Below are 17,408 nucleotides of genomic sequence, written 5' to 3'. Positions count from 1 at the left end.
ACGAGCGACTCGGTCGGGTCGGGCCCGGTGTCGATGCGCCGTTGTCACCTCAGCCTCTCCGAGGGCGGAGGCCGAGGGCAGTGGCCGCGGGCCCGTCGTGGCCGGGACCTTCGTCCCTGGGGGGCGGAGAGCCCCTGCGTTCGATGTCGGAGGTCCCTACCCGCGCCCTGGTGGCCTGGCCGAGGCTGTGGGCAACGACTCGTCCTGTGGAGGATCCGATGAAACGATCACCAATCACGTCCCTGGCCGTGGCTGCCGGCGCCGCGGCGGCGACGCTCGCCGGGACAGCGGGTCCGGCGGAGGCCGCGGCGGTCCGGGCGGTGGATCTGGGCGCCGTCACCGCCAATGCGGTCAACGACCACGGTGTCGTGGTCGGCAAGGACGCGTACAACTCCTACGGTCTTGCCGCCCGGTGGGACTCCACGGGCAAGCGGACCGGGCTCGGGACCTTACCCGGCTACTCCCACAGCGATGCCAACGACGTCAGCGACCGCGGTGTCGTCGTGGGTACGGCGTTCGAGGTGGGCTCCGGAAGCGAGGTGCTGCGCCAGAACGCGGTCCGCTGGGACCGCACGGGGCGCATCTCCCGGCTGGACGCCGTCCCGGGCAGGCCCGTCAGCACCGCGGTCGCGGTCAACGACTCCGGGGTCGCCATCGGCGAAGCGGGCACGACGACCGGTCCGGACACGCACGTCCACGCGGTCCGCTGGGAACCCTCCGGCAAGGCCGTGAACCTGGGCAGCCTGCCCGGCTACGAGCACTCCGCGCCCTTCGCGATCAACAACAGGGGTGTGATCGCCGGAGTGGCGTACACCCCCGGCCCCGACCGGCAGAACGTGTGGCGAGCGGTCCGGTGGGACGCGCACGGCCGCATCACCGAACTGCCCACGTTGCCCGGTGACGACCAGAGCACCGCCGCGTACGTCAACGACGCCGGAACGATCGTCGGGGACTCCTACAGCGCCGGCGCACGGCACCCCGTGACCTGGGACGTCGCCGGGAACATCACTCGGCTCGGCCTTCCCGCCGGCGTCACGGGGGCCTACGCGACGGGGATCGACGCGCAGGGCAACGTCGCAGGCACGGCCACCACGGGTGTCGGCGGAGGGGAGCGGGCGGTCCGCTGGGACCGCGCGGGCCGGGTCACCGAACTCGGCGGCCTGCCCGGAGGCGGGTGGAGCACGTCCGGCCGGATCAACGACCACGCCACGGTGGTCGGAACGGCCACCGTGCAGGGTGGGGCCTACCTCCACGCGGTGCTCTGGGACCGCCGCGGTCGCATCGTCGACCTCGGCACCCTGCCCGGCGGCGGGCCCAACAGCAGTGCGTGGGAGATCAACGACCGCGGGCTGGTCGTCGGTCGAGCGCAGGCCGCCGACGGCGAGTTCCACGTCGTCCTCTGGAGTCTCCGGAACGCACCGGCCGCCGACGGCGACGCTTGACGGGCGGTGCGATGCCCCTGGGACAGGCGCGCCGACCCGGGACCCGCGGCCACGTGGCGGGCCGGGCCGGCGCTGCTCTGCCGAAAGACGCGCCAGGGGGGTGACGGCGCAGTGGCGTCACGGCGGCGGCAGGGTCTTTGGACCCTGTGCCCGGCCGTTCATCCCGGCGAACCTGGTACTCGGACAGCAGAAGGGGTTCTTGGTGGCGCGCGTGTTCCTGGTGGATGACCACGAGGTCGTCCGGGTCGGTGTCCGTGAGCTGCTCAACGGCGACGGCGGCTTGGAGGTGGTGGGTGAGGCCGGGTCGGTGGCCGAGGCGTTGGCCCTGGTGCCGGTCAGCGGTGCCGAGGTGGCGGTGTTGGACGTGCGGTTGCCCGATGGCAACGGCATCGAGTTGTGCCGTGAGCTGCGTTCCCGGATGCCGGAGCTCAAGTGCCTGATGCTGACCTCGTTCACCGACGACGAGGCCCTGTTCGACGCGATCATGGCCGGTGCGTCGGGGTTCGTGCTCAAGCGGATCCTGGGGCACGACCTGCAGAACGCCGTGCGCACCGTCGCCGCCGGTGAGTCGCTGCTCGACGCCCGTTCCACCTCGGCCCTGCTGAGCCGCATCCGCCGGGAGCGGGAGGAAGGCGACCCGGTGCGTTCTCTCACCGAGCAGGAACGCGCCGTGTTCGACCTCATCGGTGAGGGTCTGACCAACCGCCAGATCGCTGAGAGGATGTTCCTGGCCGAGAAGACGGTCAAGAACTACGTCTCCCACCTGCTGGCCAAACTCGGCCTGGAACGCCGCACCCAGGCCGCCGTCCTGGCCACCCGACTGCGCAAACCCACCCCCTCCGACGAGGAGTGATCACAACGGCACCCGCCACGTCAGGCGCGTGCCGCCACCCACCCCGACCCGGCCGAACACGAACGACGCCGCCTCGGCGAACACCGTGCCGACCAGACCTTCCGCCTGCGCACCGGCACCGGCCGCCAATGCCGTCAGCACCACCTCGTCATCCGCGGTGAAATCCGCACCATCGACCTTCTCCGTCACGTACAGATTGCCGAACACCTCTGCAGCGACGAGTCCAACTCCAGACCCGCACCGGCCGCCAACACCGCGTCCAACAGGTCCTGCATCTTGTCCCGCGTCGACCCGATCTCCGTCAACCGCTCGCGCATCTCGTCGAGCAACTCGTCCAAGCGCAGACCACCCAGCAGGCGGGGTCCTCGCGCTCCTCCACGTTCTCCAGCATCCCAAGCGGGTGATCAGAGGTCCACCGGCACGGGCCTGAGAACTCCCCCGATCGGGGACTTTCGGCCGTGTGGCGTTCGCCCCGCGAACCGGACAGTTGAGGCATTGGTACGAACAGGTGACACGATGGGAGCGGGACGCGATGGACGGGGTGTTCGGGTTGGCGCCGTACGAGGTGGAGGGCGTGCTGCGCGCGGCGTCCCTGGCACCGTCGGTGCACAACACCCAGCCGTGGCGGTTCCGGGTGGCGCACGACCGCATCGAGCTGCACCCCGATCCCGGGCGCGCGCTGCCCGCCACCGACCCCGACGGGCGCGAGCTGCGCATGGCGTGCGGCGCGGCCCTGTTCAACCTGCGCCTGGGCCTGCGTGCGCGGGGCATCCGACCACTGGTCACCCTGCTGCCCGGTGCGAGCGTTCCCGGCGCGCTGGCCGTGGTCCGCTGGGGTGGGCGCCGGGACGCCGACCGGGAGGTGCGCGAGCTGATCGCGGCCGTGCCGAAGCGGAGGTCCAACCGCAAGCCCTTCCACGACGTTCCCGTGCCCACCGCGCACCGGCACGCCCTCATCCGCGCCGCCGAACGCGAACGCGCCTGGTTGCACGTGGTCGCCGACCGGGAGGAACGCTCCCGGCTCCGGGTGCTCGTCGCCCGGGCCCACCGCAGCCAGTCCGAGAACCCGGCCGTGCGCGCCGAGCTGACCGCGTGGACCGGCCCGCGCACCGACGACGGGGTGCCCCCGCGGTCCGCCGGCATCCGACCCGCCCTCCAGGACGAGTGGGCGCTGCGCGACTTCCGGGCCGCCGAACGCCCACCGGGCAAGGACTACGAACCCGATCCGCTGGTGGTCGTGCTGTGCTCGTTCCAGGAAGGACCGCTGGGCGAGCTGCAGGCCGGGCAGGCGCTGCAACGGGTGCTGCTGACCGGCGCCACCCTGGGGCTGTCCGCGTCGTTCCTGTCCCAGCCGATCGAGATCCGGCGGACACGCGCCGAACTGCGCCGCTCCCTGGGCGGCTCGGTCGTGCCGCAGACCGTGCTGCGCGTCGGCTTCGGCTCACCCGTACCGCCCAGCCCGCGCCGCGACGTCGCCGACCTGCTGCTCGAACCCGACCCGTCCCTGCCCTGATGCGGCGGGGACCGGGGTTCCCGCCGCGGACCGACCGTCCCAGCCGCGGTGCCGGCGCCGATCCGAGCGGCGCACCCCGGTCGGCGTGAAGCCGCGAGGCGACGGACGCCGGCGTGGGTTCGCCGTCCGACCGCGCAGCCGGTCGGGGCTGACAGGTCGGCGTCGGCCACCCGCGCGTGACCCCCTACCCGCTCGACCGGGCTGACCGGGCGATGGACGACCTCGCGGCCGATCGGGTCAACGGCGCCGCCGTGCTCGTGCCCTGACGGCCCCGTGCAGGCGGTCCCTAGGTCCTCGGGTGGTGGTGACCAACGGCCGCTGCCCTGCGGTGGCCGCATGCCTAGCGTCGGAGGTGGAGGAGGTGCGCCATGAAGGCACGCGACATCATGAGCAGCCCGGTGGTCGCTGTGACGCCCGAGGTGCCGATCCGCGTGGCGGCCGGGTTGTTGGCCTCGCACGGTTTCACCGCGTTGCCGGTGGTCGACGGTGACGAGCGGTTGATCGCCATCGTCACCGAGGCCGACCTGTTGCGGGGTTGCTACGGCGACGGGGAGTCGGTCGAAGCGCTGGTGCGGGAGGTGATGACCACCCCGGTCTACGGGATGGACCCCGAGGCGCCCGTCGAGCTGCTGGCACGCGTGATGGTGGACGACCGCGTGCGCTGCGTGCCCGTCGTGGACGCCTCGCGCCTGGTCGGTGTGGTCACCCGCCGTGACCTCGTGCGCGCCCTGGCCGGCGCGGACGTCCCCGTCGCCGCCGACGTGCGCCGGCGGCTCGACGCGTGGGTCGCCCGCGACCGCCGGCCGGTCGACGCCGTGGGAGGGGCCTCGACGGGGCAACCGGTCGTGGTCGGTGTGGACGGGTCGGCGGCGGCGCTGGCCGCCGCGGAGTGGGCGGCGGCCGAGGCGGCGCGGCACGACGTGCCCGTAGAGCTGGTGCACGCCTACCCGCTGCCGGTGCGCGGCTACCCGGAGATCGCGCTCACCGGCAACCGGATCCGGCAGGCTTCGGCGGAGCTCGGGCGGGAGCGGCTGGACGCGGCCGAGCGCGCCGTGCGCGCCGTCGCCCCGGAGGTCGAGGTGTCGACGTCCCTGCTGGTCGGGAGCCCGGCGGCCGTGCTCGTCGCCGCGAGCGGGCGGGCGCGCCTGGTCGTGCTCGGGTCCCGCGGTCCGGGCGGTTTCCCGGGGTTGGTCGGGTCGGTGGCCGTGGCGGTGTCCGCGCACGGCACGTCGCCGGTGGTCGTGGTCCGCCGGTCCGCCCCGGTCGACGGCCCGGTCGTGGTGGGCGTGGACGGCTCGCCGGTCAGCGAGGCCGCCGTGGCGTTCGCGTTCGAGCAGGCTTGCCTGCGGGGCGTGCCGCTGATCGCCCTGACCGCGTGGAGCGACTTCTTCGCGGGCAGTCGCCACGCCTCCCGCTTCGCCGCCGCCGGCGCGCGGGTGGAGGCCGAGGAGCACCGCGCGCTGGCCGAGCGCCTTGCGGGGTGGCAGGAGAAGTACCCGGACGTGGCGGTCAGCCGGGTCGTGGTCCGCGACCAGCCCGTGCACGCGCTGCTGGAGGCCGGGCGCGACGCCTGCCTCCTCGTGGTGGGCAGCCACGGTCGGGGCGGGTTCACCGGGATGCTGCTCGGGTCGACCGGCCAGGCGTTGGTCCACCACGCCCCGTGCCCGCTGGCGATCGTCCGGCCGCGCGGGGGAGCGGTCGCGAAGGGCCCACGGCGGCCGGTGCGCCCGGGAGCGGGGCACGCCGGCTGAGCGTGCCCCTGGCGCTGGACGGGTACCCCTTGCCCGTCCGGCGCCGTTCGCACCCGGTGGCGAAGGTCCCGGACGCGGCAGGACCGCCGCCCCTGACCTCGCGCCTGCGCGCGGAGCAGGCTCGGGACAGGACCGAGGAGGCGACATGGACAGCAGCATCGTGGTGGGCGTGGACGGCTCGCCCGCGAGCCGGGCGGCGCTCCGGTGGGCCGTGGAGGAGGCGGGGTTCCGCGGCTGCGCCGTCGACGCGGTGCTCGCCTGGCACGTGGACTACGGCATGGTCATCGGGCCGGTGTCGGCGACGATGGCCGCGAGCGTGGACCGGGGCGAGGTGGAGGCCGGCAACCGCTCGGCGCTCGACGAGCTGCTCGCCGGGACCGGCGCCGGGGTGCGGGCCGTGCTCGCCGAGGGCGACGCTCGCGACGTGCTCGTCCGCGCCTCCCGCAACGCCCAGATGCTCGTCGTGGGCAGCCGCGGGGCGGGACCGATCCGCGCGGCCGTGCTCGGTTCGGTCAGCTCCTACTGCGTGCACCACGCGCACTGCCCGGTCGTGGTGGTCCGCGAACCGAGGGCGGAGCACGCCGGGACCGGCGCGCACACCGAACCGCGCCCGATCATCACTCCCGGACCGCTGTTGTGACCGCGTGCGGCCGGCGGTGACGCCGTGGCCGCCGGCGGCCGTTGTCGAACCGGGCGAGTGCGGGTTCGGGGGCGACCGGTCGGCGTGCCGGTGACGCCACCGCGGTCAGAACTCGATGACGAGCCTGGCGGGGACCCGTCCGCTCAGGACTTCGGCGAAGGACTCGTTGACCTCGTCGAGTTTGCGGGTGCGGGCGATGACCCTGGTGCGGCCGGCGGCGTGCAGGGCGAAGACCTCGGCGAGGTCCTGCCGGGTGCCGACGATGGAGCCGATGACGGTGATCCCCTTGAGGACCAGGTCGAACACCGGGATGGGCAGGACCCCGCCGGCGGGCAGGCCGACGCAGACCAGTCGGCCACCGCGGCGCAGGCAGGCGAAAGCCTGCTCGAAGCTGCGGGGGGAGGCGGCGGTGGCGATGGCCACGTCGACGCCGCGCAGTGCCTGGACGGCCGCGACCGGGTCGGTGGTGCGGGCGTTGACGGTGTGGTCGGCGCCCAGGTCGCGGGCCAGGGCGAGCTTGTCGTCCTCGACGTCCACGGCGGTGGTGAACCCGCCGGCGATGCGGGCGTACTGCAGCGCCAGGTGCCCCAGCCCGCCGATGCCGAACACCGCGACCCGCTCGGCCGGACGCACCCCGGCGACCTTGACCGCCTTGTAGGTCGTCACCCCGGCGCAGGTCAGCGGTGCGGCGTCGGTGCTCGACACCCCGTCGGGAACGGGCACGGCGTAGCGGGCGTCGGCGACGGTGCGCTCGGCGTAGCAGCCGTCGGTCGAGTAGCCGGTGTTGCGCTGCTGCTCGCACAGCGTCTCCCAGCCGGACACGCAGTAGGAGCACTCGCCGCAGGCGTGCCCGAGCCACGGGATCGCCACCCGCGTGCCAACCCGCGCCGGGTCCACCCCCTCGCCGACGGCCTCGACGACGCCCACGCCCTCGTGGCCGGGCACGAACGGCGGGGTCGGCTTGACCGGCCAGTCGCCGTTGGCCGCGTGGATGTCGGTGTGGCAGATGCCCGAGGCTTCCAACCGCACCAGCACCTGACCGGCGGCGGGCTCCGGCGTCGGCACGTCGCGCACCTCCAGCGGCGCGCCCAGCTTCGTGACAACAGCAGCCCTCACGACGACTCCTTTCGTTGTTCCACAAAGAACTTCGTCTGACATCCCGCTCCGGGACCGCAGCCGCCGGAGCGGCGGTCGTTCGCGCCTGCGCGATCCCGCCGCCGCACCGGGACGCCGGGAGGTCTGCGGGCTACGTGCCCGAGGGCATCGTCAACGCCCGCACCAGCTTGACCACCTGAACCAGGAAGGCGACCAGGACGAGGACGCCCGTCACGGGCAACGCGACCCTCAGGACTCCCGCCCAGTCGACGGCGGGGTCGTCGAAGCGGAACGGGAAGACGCCCCGCGCCCGCCACAGGACGACCAGCGCGAACGCCGTGGTGAGGACGTCCCCGAGGAGGCGGACCAGGCGTTGGGGTCGGGCCAGGCACACCAGGTTGACCACCACGCCGACGGCCAGGGCGATGTCCACCAGCACCACGACCTGACCGGCCTCCGCGGTCAGGAACGGCACGGAGCGCCACCCCGGCCGGACGTTGACCACCCACAGCAGGGCGGTGTCGACCAGTGCGGCGACGAGGTGACCGAGCCGCGTCGTCGTCTCGTGCTCCGGTCGGGTCGTCGTGCTCGTCATGTCCGCCTCCTCAGGCGTTCAACGGTCCGGTTTCGCGAGCCGGCCGTGCAGGAGGTCCACGGTCTCCGGCACGTCGGTGCGCCGACCGTCGAGGTGATCGGCGAGGTCTCGGTGGCCGAGGTCGTGGAGACCTTCCACGCCGCCAAGCGGGAAGTTGGTCCCGACCCGTGTCGTCACCCCGCCCTCCTCAACGACCCAGTTCTGCGAGCTGGTGCTGCAACCGGTCGTGCAGCAGGTCCACGGCCTCCTGGTAGGTCGGCGCGCTCGCCTCGGCGTTGACCGGCGTGCCGTTCACGTCCAGCGTCGCGTGGGCGACGACCAGGCGGGGGCCGTCGGTGGTGAAGCGCACCTTCGCGTAGGGGACGTCGGCGGGCGCGTACTTCCCGACGGCGGCGACCTTGGCCCGCGCGTACTCGGCGGCCCCGAAGGGCACGCCGGCCGCCAGGTCGGTGCTGATGTCCATGATCTCGTGCACTCGGCTCATGCCCTGAAGCCTCGCCCGCCCCCGGGCCGGGAGGCAGTGTCCTAGGTCCCGGTTCACCGGACCTTCGGTCCCTGACCGGACCGGGGCGATTGCGCGCAGAATCGTCGCCATGAGGAAGAAGTGGAGCGAACTGACCCGAGCGCGGAAACGGACCCTCGCGGTGCTCGTCGCCGCTCAGGTCGGCTTGGCCGCCGCGGCGTGGACGGATCTCGCCCACCGCCCCGCGACCGCGGTGAACGGGTCGAAGGGGCTGTGGGCGCTGGTCATCGGGGTCAACTTCATCGGCCCGGCGGCCTACTTCCGCTGGGGTCGCAAGCGGGCCGTGCGCTCATGACCGGCACCGGCGCGCCACGTCGCGCAGCGACACCGCGATCGCGATGCCGATCAGGGCGTTGAGCACGGCGGTGGCCACGCGGCTGCCCGTGTCGGCGTCCAGGCTGAGCGGCAGGACCGCCGTGATCGCGGCGAACAGCAGCACGATCCAGGTGAAGAAGTGGACCGCGTCGGGCGTCGTGGCCAGCATCAGCTGCAACAGGCCGGTGGCCGCGAACGCGCAGCCCGCGGCGACCAGGGTGTAGGTCAGCGCGTCCGCCCCGCCCCAGGCCCCTTCGCCCTTCGGGGCGAGCACGGCCAGGTCGAGCAGCCCACGCGCGACCAGGGTGCCGACCACGGCGACGAGGCCGGCCACCAGCGCGGTCGCGGCGCCGCCCGCCCACAGCAGGCCGGGGGAGTACCGGCGCGCCGGCTCCTGCCCGTCGTCCGCCGGCAGCTCCAGCTCGAAGCGCTTGGCGGGGTCGGTGTCGTGGGCGCTGTAGGTGTCCTGTCGGTCCTTCACGGCGGTTCCCCTTCCTCGGACGGTTCCGGAGCGATCGGACGGGTGTGCGCGTCGGTTGCGCGCCCCCGCGCTCGGGTCCACCTCCGACGGTCGCACCACCGGCGACACCGCTTGCAGAGCCGGAGGTCCCCGACCACCGGGGACCACCCGGACGACCGAGGGCCCTGGGCGCGGCTCCCGCGCGGGACGACGCTGAGGCGTGCCGGGTCGCAGTGCGCGCAGCGCCGCCGCCGGGAGGCCGAGTGGGCCGCGGTCGAGCCCGGTTGGCGGGAGTCGGCCTGACCGCGCGACCCTGGTGCGGCCCGCCCGGACCCGGTCTCCGGCCGCCGCCGGGTGCGGCCGGTCGGTTCCACGGCACAGGATCGGAGGCCGCGCGGGGCACCTCCTCGGCTCCTCGTGGGCACACCTGGACTTCGGTGGCCGCACGGCCGAGGTCGACGGTCGGCGCGAACGACGCGTCGCCCACGGCGAGCGGGTCACCGGAACTCCCGTGCGGCCCCGTGCAGGCGGGCGTCGGCGCCCTCGCCGCCCGCCCCGACCGGCACCACCACGACCGGGCAGGGCGCGTGTCGCACGCAGTAGGCGACGACCGAGCCGACCACGGCCACGTCCGTCCGGTGGTACTCGTGGCCGCCCAGCACCAGGGTGTCGGCGTCCCGCGCCAGGTCCACCAGCGCGGGGCCCGGTTCGCCGTCCACGACGACCTGCTCGACCCGCGCGCGCTCGGCCGGGTCCAGCTTCTCCACGGCGGTGCGCAGCACCCTGCGGTGCGCGGTGTGGAAGGCGTTCCCGTCGCCGCAGACGTCCGGGTGCATCCGGCACACCGCCACGGCCTGCACGGTGCCGTCTCCGGCGTGCCGCACGGCCCACTCCAGCGCGTCGGCACTCGCCGGCGAGGCATCCACCCCGACGACGATCTTCTTCGTCCTGCCCATGCTCGCTGCCTCCTTCGTCCGGGTGCCTCGGGGACAGGGTGAACCCGGTCCACCCGTCCCGCTGTCGGTCACTTCGGCCGGGCGCGGTCGCGACCCGCCGGCGGCCCGGTTTCACGCTTCGGGCGGCACGACCACGATCGGGCAGGCGGTGTGGCGGACGCAGTCGGCGGCGACGCTGCCGAGGAACACCTCGGCGAGCGGGCTGTGACCGCACGAGCCGACGACCAGCAGGTCCGCCTGGCGCGATGCCCGCGTGAGCGCGGTGCCCGCATCGCCGGTGATGGTGACCTCCGCGACGTCCGGCGCGCCGGGCACGGTCGCGCGGACCTGTTCCACGATGGAGTGCAGCTCCCGCGCCGGGTGCCGGCGTGCGGGCGAGTCCGCGTGCGGGTGCACGCCCAAGGACACCGCCGGAACGAATTCCGGTTCGCGGGACCACGCCATCGTCGCCTCGACGGTGTCGCCGGTGCGCACCGCTTGTTCCAGTGCCCACCGCAACGCCTTGCGGCTCGCCGGCGAGCCGTCCACGCCTACCAGGATCATCACGCTCTCCTCTCCTCCGTCCACAGCCTGCGCCGGTACCGGTTCGCGCCGGCAGGGACTTCGGTCGCCTGCTCGCGGGGCCCAAGGGCACGCTGCATCGCCTCCACCCGCCCTGCCCGTCGACCGTTGGCGCGGCTGCTTCGCGGACGAGTCGGTCCGGGGGTCGGCTCCGGCAGCCCGGGCACGGGATCGGAACCGGTTCACCCGTAGGTGATGTCGGCGTTGACGAAGTCGAACTGGGCGTAGGTGAACGGTCCGTCGGGCAGGTGCCAGACGGCGCACGCGCGGCGCGGGCGCATCCGGCCGGCGACCAGGCACCAGCCGTCGACCGGGGTCGACCAGCGGGTCCTGCGCAGTCCCGTCGGCAGGGCGGCCCAGCGGTCCCGGGTCGTGACCTCGCGGGGCGCGCCCCGGTCGTCGACGGTGACGCGGGCGGTGACGGCGTTGCCCCGGTCGGTGAGGGACAGGTCGAAGCGGTGCTCGTCGACGGCCGTCCACTCGACGGGCAGGCGCAGCAGCATGGACGGGGCCAGCAGCACGGCGTCGTCGAGGAAGGTGACCAGCTCGCCCAGGTCGAACTCCGGGCCCTGCCCCTGCGCGAGGGTGAACAGGCCCAGGGCGGTGGCGCGCATCCGGCCGTGCCCGTGGGAGTAGATGTCGGTGGCCCGCACGGGGACCAGGTGGGCCAGTGCCAGGTGCATCCGGAAGTCGCGGCTGAGGTGCACGGCGTCGTTGTGCTGCTCGCTGGTGCACCTCAGCCAGTTCCGGTCGGGGCGCAGGCGGAAGAAACCGGGCACGGTCGCGTGGAACGACAGGTCGGCCGGGTGGCCGGGCACGCGCGTGAACCGCAGGTAGCGCTGTGCCGGCTCGGGCAGGTGGGCGATGTCCTCGGCGGTGACGGGATCGGGCTGGACCTCGGTGCGCTGCATGGTGGACCTCCGCCGCCGAGCGTTGCGGGGCCGGGCCGGTCCCCGGCAGGGTCGGAGGTACCGGCCGGGCCGGGACTTCCGGCCGTCGGCGGGTGGCGGGCGCCGCCGGTCGAGGTCCCGGACGAGCAGGGGCGGGACCCGACGGCCTTGGGACCCTGCCGGTCGAGGACCAAGGACCGCTGCCCGAACCGGGGCGCCTGGTTAACGTCGGGGTCGGGAAGGGCGGGGAGCCCCGCGCCGCCGGTGGTGCGGTGGCCGACGTCCAGTGCGGGAGGAATTCGTGATGAGTGCCCCGATCGTGGTCGGTGTGGACGGCTCGGCGTCGGCGTTGGCCGCCACCGGGTGGGCCGCCCGGGAAGCCGCCCGGCACCGCGTGCCGCTCCGGCTCGTGCACGCCTACCTGCTGCCCCCCACCGGCTACCCCGAGTTGGTCGTGAACGGGCCGGAGGTGCGGCAGGCGTTCGAGCAGCAGGGCCGGCAGTGGGTGCAGGACGCCGCGGTCGCCGCGCGTGCCGCGGTCCCCGACGTGCGGGTCGAGACCGCCGTGGTCGTCGACCACCCCGCCGCCGCCCTCGTCGCCGCGTCGCGCGAGGCCCGGCAGGTGGTCCTGGGCTCGCGGGGTCTGGGCGGGTTCACCGGCCTGCTGGTGGGCTCCGTGGCCGTCGCGGTCTCCGCGCACGGCGCCTGCCCCGTGGTGGTGGTCCGCGCCGAAGGCGTCGGGGACGGCCCGGTCGTGGTCGGTGTGGACGGCTCGCCCGCGAGCGAGGAGGCGATCGACTTCGCGTTCGAGGAGGCGTCCCTGCGGGGAGCCCCGCTCACGGCGGTCATCGCCTGGAACGACTTCCTGGTCGACAGCGCATACCACTCCCGTTTCACCGTCGACTGGGCCGAGGTGGAGCAGGAGCAGTTGCGCGTGCTGGCCGAGCGCCTCGCGGGCAGGCAGGAGAAGTACCCGGACGTGCGGGTCCACCGCGCGGTCGTCCACGACCGCCCGGTGCGGGCGCTGCTCGCCCTGGCGGAGCGGGCCCGGTTGCTGGTCGTGGGCAGCCACGGCCGCGGTGGTTTCACCGGGATGCTGTTGGGCTCGACCAGCCAGGCCCTGGTCCGCCACGCCCCGTGCCCGCTGGCCGTCGTCCGACCGGACGCGGCAGGGGCCTGACGGGCTCGCGGGGCCGCGGCGCCTGACCCCGGTTCGCCGCCCGGGAGCCGAGCACCGAGGAGGAGAGGATGGACGACAGGGTCGTGCTGGATGTGGACGGCTCTCCCGTGGAGGAGCCCGCCCCCGCCCCCCGGGCCGCTGTCGCGACCACGAGCCTCGCCGTCCGGGCACTGCTGGCCGACGGGTCCGTGGTGGCCCTGCGGGAGCTGGGGCCGGCGGACGCCGACGCCCTGCTCGCGCTGCACCGCGGCCTGCCACCGGACGACCGCTACCTGCGCTTCTTCAGCGCTTCGCCCCGGCAGCTCGACGAGTTCGTCGCCCGCCTCACCTCGCCCGACGAGCCGCGCCACGTCGTCATCGGCGCCTTCGCCGCCGGGGTGCTGGTCGGCGCGGCGAGCTACGTGCTGCTCGACGGCGACACCGCCGAGGTCGCGCTGGTCGTCTCGCACGACCGGCAGTCCCGCGGTGTCGGCACGCTGATGCTGGAACACCTGGTCTCACTGGCCCGCTCGCGCGGCGTCCGGCGCTTCCACGCCGACGTGCTCACCGCCAACGCCAGGATGCTGCGGGTGTTCGCCGGCCTCGGTCTGGTGTGGACGTCCACGGCGGACAGCGGCGAGGTGCGGATCGACCTCGGCCTGGAACCCGACGAGCGCTACCTGGAAGCCGTGGCCGACCGCGAGCTGACCGCCGACGTGGCGAGCCTGCGCGCCGTGCTCGAGCCGTCGTCGGTCGTGGTGGTGGGCGCGGGGCGCAAGCGGTCCTCGGTCGGCAACGCCGTGCTGCGCAACCTCGTCTCCGGCGGCTACCCGGGCGCGCTGTACGCGGTCAACCCCCACGCCGACCGGGTGCACGGCGTCACCTCCTACGGCTCGGTGGCCGATCTCCCCCTGGCGCCCGAACTCGCGGTCGTGTGCGTCCCCGCCGAGGCGGTGCCGACGATCGCCGAGGACTGCGGCCGGCGCGGCGTGAAAGCCCTGGTCGTCATCACCTCGGGCGTGGATCCCGACCGGCTGCTGGACGTCGTGCGCCGGCACGACATGCGCCTGGTCGGCCCCAACTGCGTCGGCGTGTCCGGCGCCGACGTGCCGATGAACGCCACGTTCATGGCCGGCCCCCTCGTCGCGGGCGACATCGGCGTGGTCACCCAGTCCGGTGGTGTCGCGATCGCCGTGGTGGAACGGCTGCGCGCGCTGGGGCTGGGCGTCACCGAGCTGGTGTCGACCGGCGACAAGTACGACGTGAGCGGCAACGACCTGCTGCTGTGGTGGGAGCGCGACGACCGCACCCGCGCCGTGGTGCTGTACCTGGAGTCGTTCGGCAACCCCCGCAAGTTCTCCCGCCTGGCCCGCCGCGTCGCCCGCCGCAAGCCCGTGCTGGCCATCCGCGCCGCGAGCAGCGAGGCCGGCCGGCGCGCCGCCGCCTCCCACACCGCCGCCACCGCCACCCCGGCCGTCACGCGCGACGCGCTGTTCCGCCAGGCCGGCGTGACCGCCGTGGACGGCGTCGGCGACCTGGTGGAGGTGCTGGCCGCGCTGCACGCCACGCCGCTGCCCGCCGGGCGCGACGTCGCCGTGCTCGGCAACGCGGGCGGCCTCGGGGTGCTGGCCGCCGACGCGTGCGCCCGCCACGGCCTGTCGGTCGCCGAGCCGGGCCCGGCCACCACCGAGGCGTTGCGGGCACTGCTGCCGGGCACCGCGAGCTGCCGCAACCCCGTGGACACCACGGCCGCGGTCGACGCGGGCACGTTCGCCCGCTGCCTGGACCTGCTCGCGGCCGACCCCGCCGTGGACGCGGTCATCGCGGTCACCGTGCCCACGGCGGTGGGCGACCCGGCGGCCGGGGTGCACCGCACCGCCAAGCCCGTGCTCGCGGTGAGCGCCGACCAGGACGGGTCGGTGTCGCTGGGCGCGGACGGCATCGCCCGCTACGCCGACCCTGCGCGGGCCGCCGCCGTGCTGGCCGCGCTGGCCGAGCGCGGCCGGTGGCTGCGCCGCCCCGCCCCCGAGCCCGTCGCGCTGCCCGGCGTCGACCTGGCCGGGGCCCGCGCGGCCGTCGCCGGGCAGGACGGGTGGCTCCCGCCCGACCGGGTGATCCGGTTGCTCAAGGCGTTCGGGCTGCCCGTGCTCGGCGGCGTGCTGGCCCGGGACGAGGGGGCGGCGGTGGCCGCCCAGCGCTCCTTCGGCGCCCCGGTGGTGCTCAAGGCCGTGGCCGAGGGCCTGCTGCACAAGAGCAAGGGCGGTGGCGTGCTGCTCGACCTCGCCGACCGGGAGACGGTGCGCCGGGGCTTCCGGGCGCTGCGCGAGCGGTTCGGCGACCGGCTGACCGGCGTGCTCGTCCAGCCCGTGGCGCAGCGCGGGCGGGAACTGCTGGTCGGCGTGGTGACCGACCCGCAGTTCGGGCCACTGGTGGTGACCGGCCTGGGCGGCGTCGACACCGACCTGCTCGACGACCGCGCCGCCGCCCTGGCCCCGCTGTCCGAAGCCGACCTGGACGACCTGCTGCGCGGTTTCCGCGCCGCGCCCGCGGTGTTCCGCGAGCACGACGGGGCGGCCGTCCGCGACGTCCTGCGCCGCGTGTCGCACCTGGCCGCGCTGCTGCCCGAGGTCGCCGAACTGGACCTCAACCCGCTCATCCTCACCGGCGACCGCGTGATCGCGGTCGACGCGCGCGTGCGCGTGGCCCCGGCCGAACCGATGGACCCGTTCCTGCGCAGGCTGCGCGACCCCGGCAGGACGCCCTGACGCTCCGGCGATCACCGGAGATCACCCCGGTGATCACCAGTGAGTCCGATGAGGTGGAGCCAGGAGCACCGGTCCGGTCGTGGCCTGCCGGTGCGTGGTCCGGCTGCCGAGGTGCTGGAGGAGCAGGCCCGCGGCGCGGCGGTGCCGGTCGTCGCCGCGCACGGCGGCAACCGGCTGCGGCAGGTCGTGCTCGGCCGGCTCAGCGGGCACGTCGCCAGGCCGGCCCGGTGGTCTTCAGCAGCACGGCGCTCCTCGCCTCGCCGGCCCGCAGCGCCGACAGGCGGTCGTCGGAGGAGGTGCCCAGCACCAGCAGTGCCGCAGCTGAGCAGCAGGTCCGCACCCGACGCAGGGTCGGAAGGCCCGTCTCACCGGGGACCGTCGGAGCGACCAACGACTCTGTGCGGCCGAGCGCGCCCGGAACAGGCTGGGAGCAGCGGATCGCCGGAGGAGGCCGACATGACCACTTGTCCCGTTCGCGTGCACGCCAGGCTGGACCCGGGGCTCAACCGGTGGCTGTGGCTGATCAAGTGGCTGCTGGTGGTACCGCACTGCGTCGTGCTCGCGTTCCTGTGGGCGGCGTTCGGCGTGGTGGGCCTGGCGGCGTTCGTCGCGATCCTGGTCACCGGCCGCTACCCGCGCCCGCTGTTCGACTTCTCGGTCGGCGTCCTGCGCTGGACGTGGCGGGTCGCGTACTACTCGTTCGGCGCGCTGGCGACCGACCGCTACCCGCCGTTCAGCCTGGGCGCGGAGCCGGACTACCCGGCCACGCTGGACATCGCCTACCCGCAGCGGCTCTCGCGCGGGCTGGTGCTGGTGAAGTGGCTGCTCGCGATCCCGCACCTGGTGGTCCTCGCGGTCTTCCTCGGCGGCGGCGGGTACCTGGCGCTCCGGGCGGGGGAGTGGGCCTTCAGCCCCGCCGGCGGCCTGGTCGGCCTGCTCGTCCTCGTCGCCGGCGTGGTGCTGCTGTTCACCGGCCGCTACCCGCGCGGGGTGTTCGACTTCGTGCTGGGCATGGACCGCTGGGCGCTGCGCGTGGCGGCCTACGTCGGCCTGCTGACCGACGCCTACCCGCCCTTCCGCCTGGACACCGGCGGCGACGAGCCCGGCGCGGCCACCCTCGACCCGCCCGCGCAGCCCTCGGTCGGGACCGCGGGGCGGGTCGTCCCGATGGTGCTCGGCGTCCTGCTGCTGCTGGGAGGTGCCGGGCCGGCGGCGGCCGGCGCGCTGGGGCTGTGGGTCGACCAGACCCGGCGCGACGCGAGCGGCGCGCTCACCACCCCGGCCCAGCACCTGACCACGACGGGCTACGCCCTGGAGCTCGGCGCCGACGGGATGGACTGGACCGACGCCGGCTGGGTGACCGGCGAGGAGCGGCTCGGCCGCGTCGGGTTCCGGGTGGACCCCGACGCGTTCGTGGGCATCGGCCCGGCCGGGGACGTCGCCCGCTACCTGGCCGGGGTGGACCACGACCGGGTGACGGGCTTCGGCGACCGGCCGACCTACCGGCACACCACCGGCGCCGCGCCCGCGAGCCCGCCGCACGACCAGCCGTTCTGGGTCGCTTCGGGCTTCGGCGGGCTGACCTGGACCGCACGACCCGGCCAGTGGACCGCGGTGGTGATGAACGCCGACGGCTCGCGCGCGGTCGACACACCCGTCACCGCCACGGCCACCCTGCCGGTGCTCGCCCCGATCGCGTGGACCTCGCTCGGCGCGGGCGTGGTGCTGCTGCTCCTCGGCGGCGGGCTCGTCCTGCACGCCGCGACCCGGCCCACCCGGGCCGCGCACCGCGGCGGGGTCGACCCCGCCGCCCGGCCGGCCGGGGCCGGGGACGTCCTCGGCGAACCGGCCCGCGGCCCTGACGACGACGGCAACAGGACCGGGTGACGA

At 74.9% G+C, this 17,408-nt stretch carries 21 protein-coding genes; 9 read left to right on the top strand and 12 right to left on the bottom strand.

Going from position 1 to position 17,408, the window contains the following annotated elements; all coding sequences use genetic code 11:
• The first annotated feature begins 218 nt into the window (after positions 1–218).
• A complete protein-coding gene (locus tag JOE68_RS02900) occupies positions 219–1,442 on the top strand; it encodes a hypothetical protein (protein ID WP_204840794.1) in 1,224 nt (407 codons plus the stop codon).
• 199 nt (positions 1,443–1,641) lie between these two features.
• The gene (locus JOE68_RS02895; protein ID WP_239562105.1) at positions 1,642–2,295 is read left to right on the top strand and encodes a response regulator; all 654 of its coding nucleotides are present in this window, start codon (positions 1,642–1,644) and stop codon (positions 2,293–2,295) included.
• Here JOE68_RS02895 and JOE68_RS32385 read toward each other — a convergent pair whose 3' ends face one another.
• Together JOE68_RS32385 and JOE68_RS32380 are read right to left on the bottom strand one after the other, a co-directional pair.
• Positions 2,296–2,502 (bottom strand): hypothetical protein, encoded by a 207-nt coding sequence (locus JOE68_RS32385; protein ID WP_346038566.1) that lies wholly within the window; start codon positions 2,500–2,502, stop codon positions 2,296–2,298.
• Entirely contained in the window at positions 2,481–2,633 is a 153-nt protein-coding gene (locus JOE68_RS32380) for a hypothetical protein (RefSeq protein ID WP_346038565.1), read from the bottom strand. Before JOE68_RS32380 ends, JOE68_RS32385 begins: the two co-directional genes overlap by 22 nt.
• 170 nt (positions 2,634–2,803) lie before the next feature.
• Here JOE68_RS32380 and JOE68_RS02885 point away from each other — a divergent pair, with 170 nt between their 5' ends.
• The 3 genes from JOE68_RS02885 (at position 2,804) to JOE68_RS02870 (ending at position 6,199) form a co-directional block, all read left to right on the top strand.
• A complete protein-coding gene (locus JOE68_RS02885; RefSeq protein ID WP_346038564.1) occupies positions 2,804–3,808 on the top strand; it encodes an Acg family FMN-binding oxidoreductase in 1,005 nt (334 codons plus the stop codon).
• Between the two features lie 368 nt (positions 3,809–4,176).
• Entirely contained in the window at positions 4,177–5,559 is a 1,383-nt protein-coding gene (locus tag JOE68_RS30810) for a universal stress protein (RefSeq protein WP_204840792.1), read from the top strand.
• A gap of 145 nt (positions 5,560–5,704) precedes the next feature.
• Entirely contained in the window at positions 5,705–6,199 is a 495-nt protein-coding gene (locus JOE68_RS02870) for a universal stress protein (protein WP_204840791.1), read from the top strand.
• A 105-nt stretch (positions 6,200–6,304) separates the two neighbouring features.
• On the opposite strand, the gene adhP is transcribed toward JOE68_RS02870, so the two are convergent.
• The 4 genes from adhP to JOE68_RS02850 all read right to left on the bottom strand — a co-directional run bounded on the left by adhP (position 6,305) and on the right by JOE68_RS02850 (position 8,373).
• Positions 6,305–7,315 carry an alcohol dehydrogenase AdhP gene (gene adhP / locus JOE68_RS02865; protein WP_204840790.1) on the bottom strand — a complete coding sequence of 337 codons (1,011 nt, stop codon included), beginning with the start codon at positions 7,313–7,315 and terminating at the stop codon, positions 6,305–6,307.
• A gap of 130 nt (positions 7,316–7,445) precedes the next feature.
• Complete coding sequence (locus JOE68_RS02860) at positions 7,446–7,889, bottom strand: hypothetical protein (RefSeq protein ID WP_204840789.1); 444 nt, start codon at positions 7,887–7,889, stop codon at positions 7,446–7,448.
• Between the two features lie 18 nt (positions 7,890–7,907).
• The gene (locus tag JOE68_RS02855) at positions 7,908–8,066 is read right to left on the bottom strand and encodes a hypothetical protein (RefSeq protein ID WP_204840788.1); all 159 of its coding nucleotides are present in this window, start codon (positions 8,064–8,066) and stop codon (positions 7,908–7,910) included.
• A 10-nt stretch (positions 8,067–8,076) separates the two neighbouring features.
• The gene (locus JOE68_RS02850) at positions 8,077–8,373 is read right to left on the bottom strand and encodes an HPF/RaiA family ribosome-associated protein (protein WP_204840787.1); all 297 of its coding nucleotides are present in this window, start codon (positions 8,371–8,373) and stop codon (positions 8,077–8,079) included.
• A gap of 109 nt (positions 8,374–8,482) precedes the next feature.
• On the opposite strand from JOE68_RS02850, the gene JOE68_RS02845 reads away from it, so the two are divergent.
• Complete coding sequence (locus JOE68_RS02845) at positions 8,483–8,707, top strand: PLDc N-terminal domain-containing protein (RefSeq protein WP_204840786.1); 225 nt, start codon at positions 8,483–8,485, stop codon at positions 8,705–8,707.
• Here the strand turns inward: JOE68_RS02845 and JOE68_RS02840 are convergent.
• From JOE68_RS02840 to JOE68_RS02825, 4 genes are all read right to left on the bottom strand, one after another.
• On the bottom strand, positions 8,702–9,208 hold the full coding sequence (locus tag JOE68_RS02840) for a DUF6069 family protein (RefSeq protein WP_307819466.1): 507 nt from the start codon (positions 9,206–9,208) through the stop codon (positions 8,702–8,704). The genes JOE68_RS02845 and JOE68_RS02840 overlap by 6 nt on opposite strands.
• A gap of 476 nt (positions 9,209–9,684) precedes the next feature.
• Complete coding sequence (locus tag JOE68_RS02835) at positions 9,685–10,143, bottom strand: universal stress protein (RefSeq protein WP_204840785.1); 459 nt, start codon at positions 10,141–10,143, stop codon at positions 9,685–9,687.
• Between the two features lie 111 nt (positions 10,144–10,254).
• Positions 10,255–10,686: a universal stress protein gene (locus JOE68_RS02830; protein ID WP_204840784.1), complete on the bottom strand. Its 432-nt coding sequence runs from the start codon at positions 10,684–10,686 to the stop codon at positions 10,255–10,257.
• A 200-nt stretch (positions 10,687–10,886) separates the two neighbouring features.
• Complete coding sequence (locus JOE68_RS02825; protein ID WP_204840783.1) at positions 10,887–11,615, bottom strand: DUF6544 family protein; 729 nt, start codon at positions 11,613–11,615, stop codon at positions 10,887–10,889.
• Between the two features lie 283 nt (positions 11,616–11,898).
• Between JOE68_RS02825 and JOE68_RS02820 the strand changes: the two genes are divergently transcribed.
• Both JOE68_RS02820 and JOE68_RS02815 read left to right on the top strand, forming a co-directional pair.
• A complete protein-coding gene (locus JOE68_RS02820) occupies positions 11,899–12,774 on the top strand; it encodes a universal stress protein (protein ID WP_204840782.1) in 876 nt (291 codons plus the stop codon).
• A gap of 68 nt (positions 12,775–12,842) precedes the next feature.
• Complete coding sequence (locus tag JOE68_RS02815; RefSeq protein ID WP_204840781.1) at positions 12,843–15,518, top strand: bifunctional acetate--CoA ligase family protein/GNAT family N-acetyltransferase; 2,676 nt, start codon at positions 12,843–12,845, stop codon at positions 15,516–15,518.
• Between the two features lie 33 nt (positions 15,519–15,551).
• Here the strand turns inward: JOE68_RS02815 and JOE68_RS02810 are convergent, their stop codons facing one another.
• Entirely contained in the window at positions 15,552–15,728 is a 177-nt protein-coding gene (locus tag JOE68_RS02810) for a hypothetical protein (protein WP_204846387.1), read from the bottom strand.
• Complete coding sequence (locus JOE68_RS02805; protein WP_346038563.1) at positions 15,718–15,858, bottom strand: hypothetical protein; 141 nt, start codon at positions 15,856–15,858, stop codon at positions 15,718–15,720. The genes JOE68_RS02810 and JOE68_RS02805 overlap by 11 nt, the downstream gene beginning before the upstream one ends.
• A 116-nt stretch (positions 15,859–15,974) precedes the next feature.
• Between JOE68_RS02805 and JOE68_RS02800 the strand changes: the two genes are divergently transcribed.
• Positions 15,975–17,405 (top strand): DUF4389 domain-containing protein, encoded by a 1,431-nt coding sequence (locus JOE68_RS02800; protein ID WP_204840780.1) that lies wholly within the window; start codon positions 15,975–15,977, stop codon positions 17,403–17,405.
• The last annotated feature ends 3 nt before the right edge of the window (positions 17,406–17,408 follow it).

Source organism: Saccharothrix algeriensis (assembly GCF_016907655.1).
Classification (GTDB): Bacteria; Actinomycetota; Actinomycetes; order Mycobacteriales; family Pseudonocardiaceae; genus Actinosynnema; species Actinosynnema algeriense.
The sequence above is the reverse complement of the archived record's forward strand: the minus strand, read 5'-3'. Positions and strand labels throughout refer to the sequence as shown.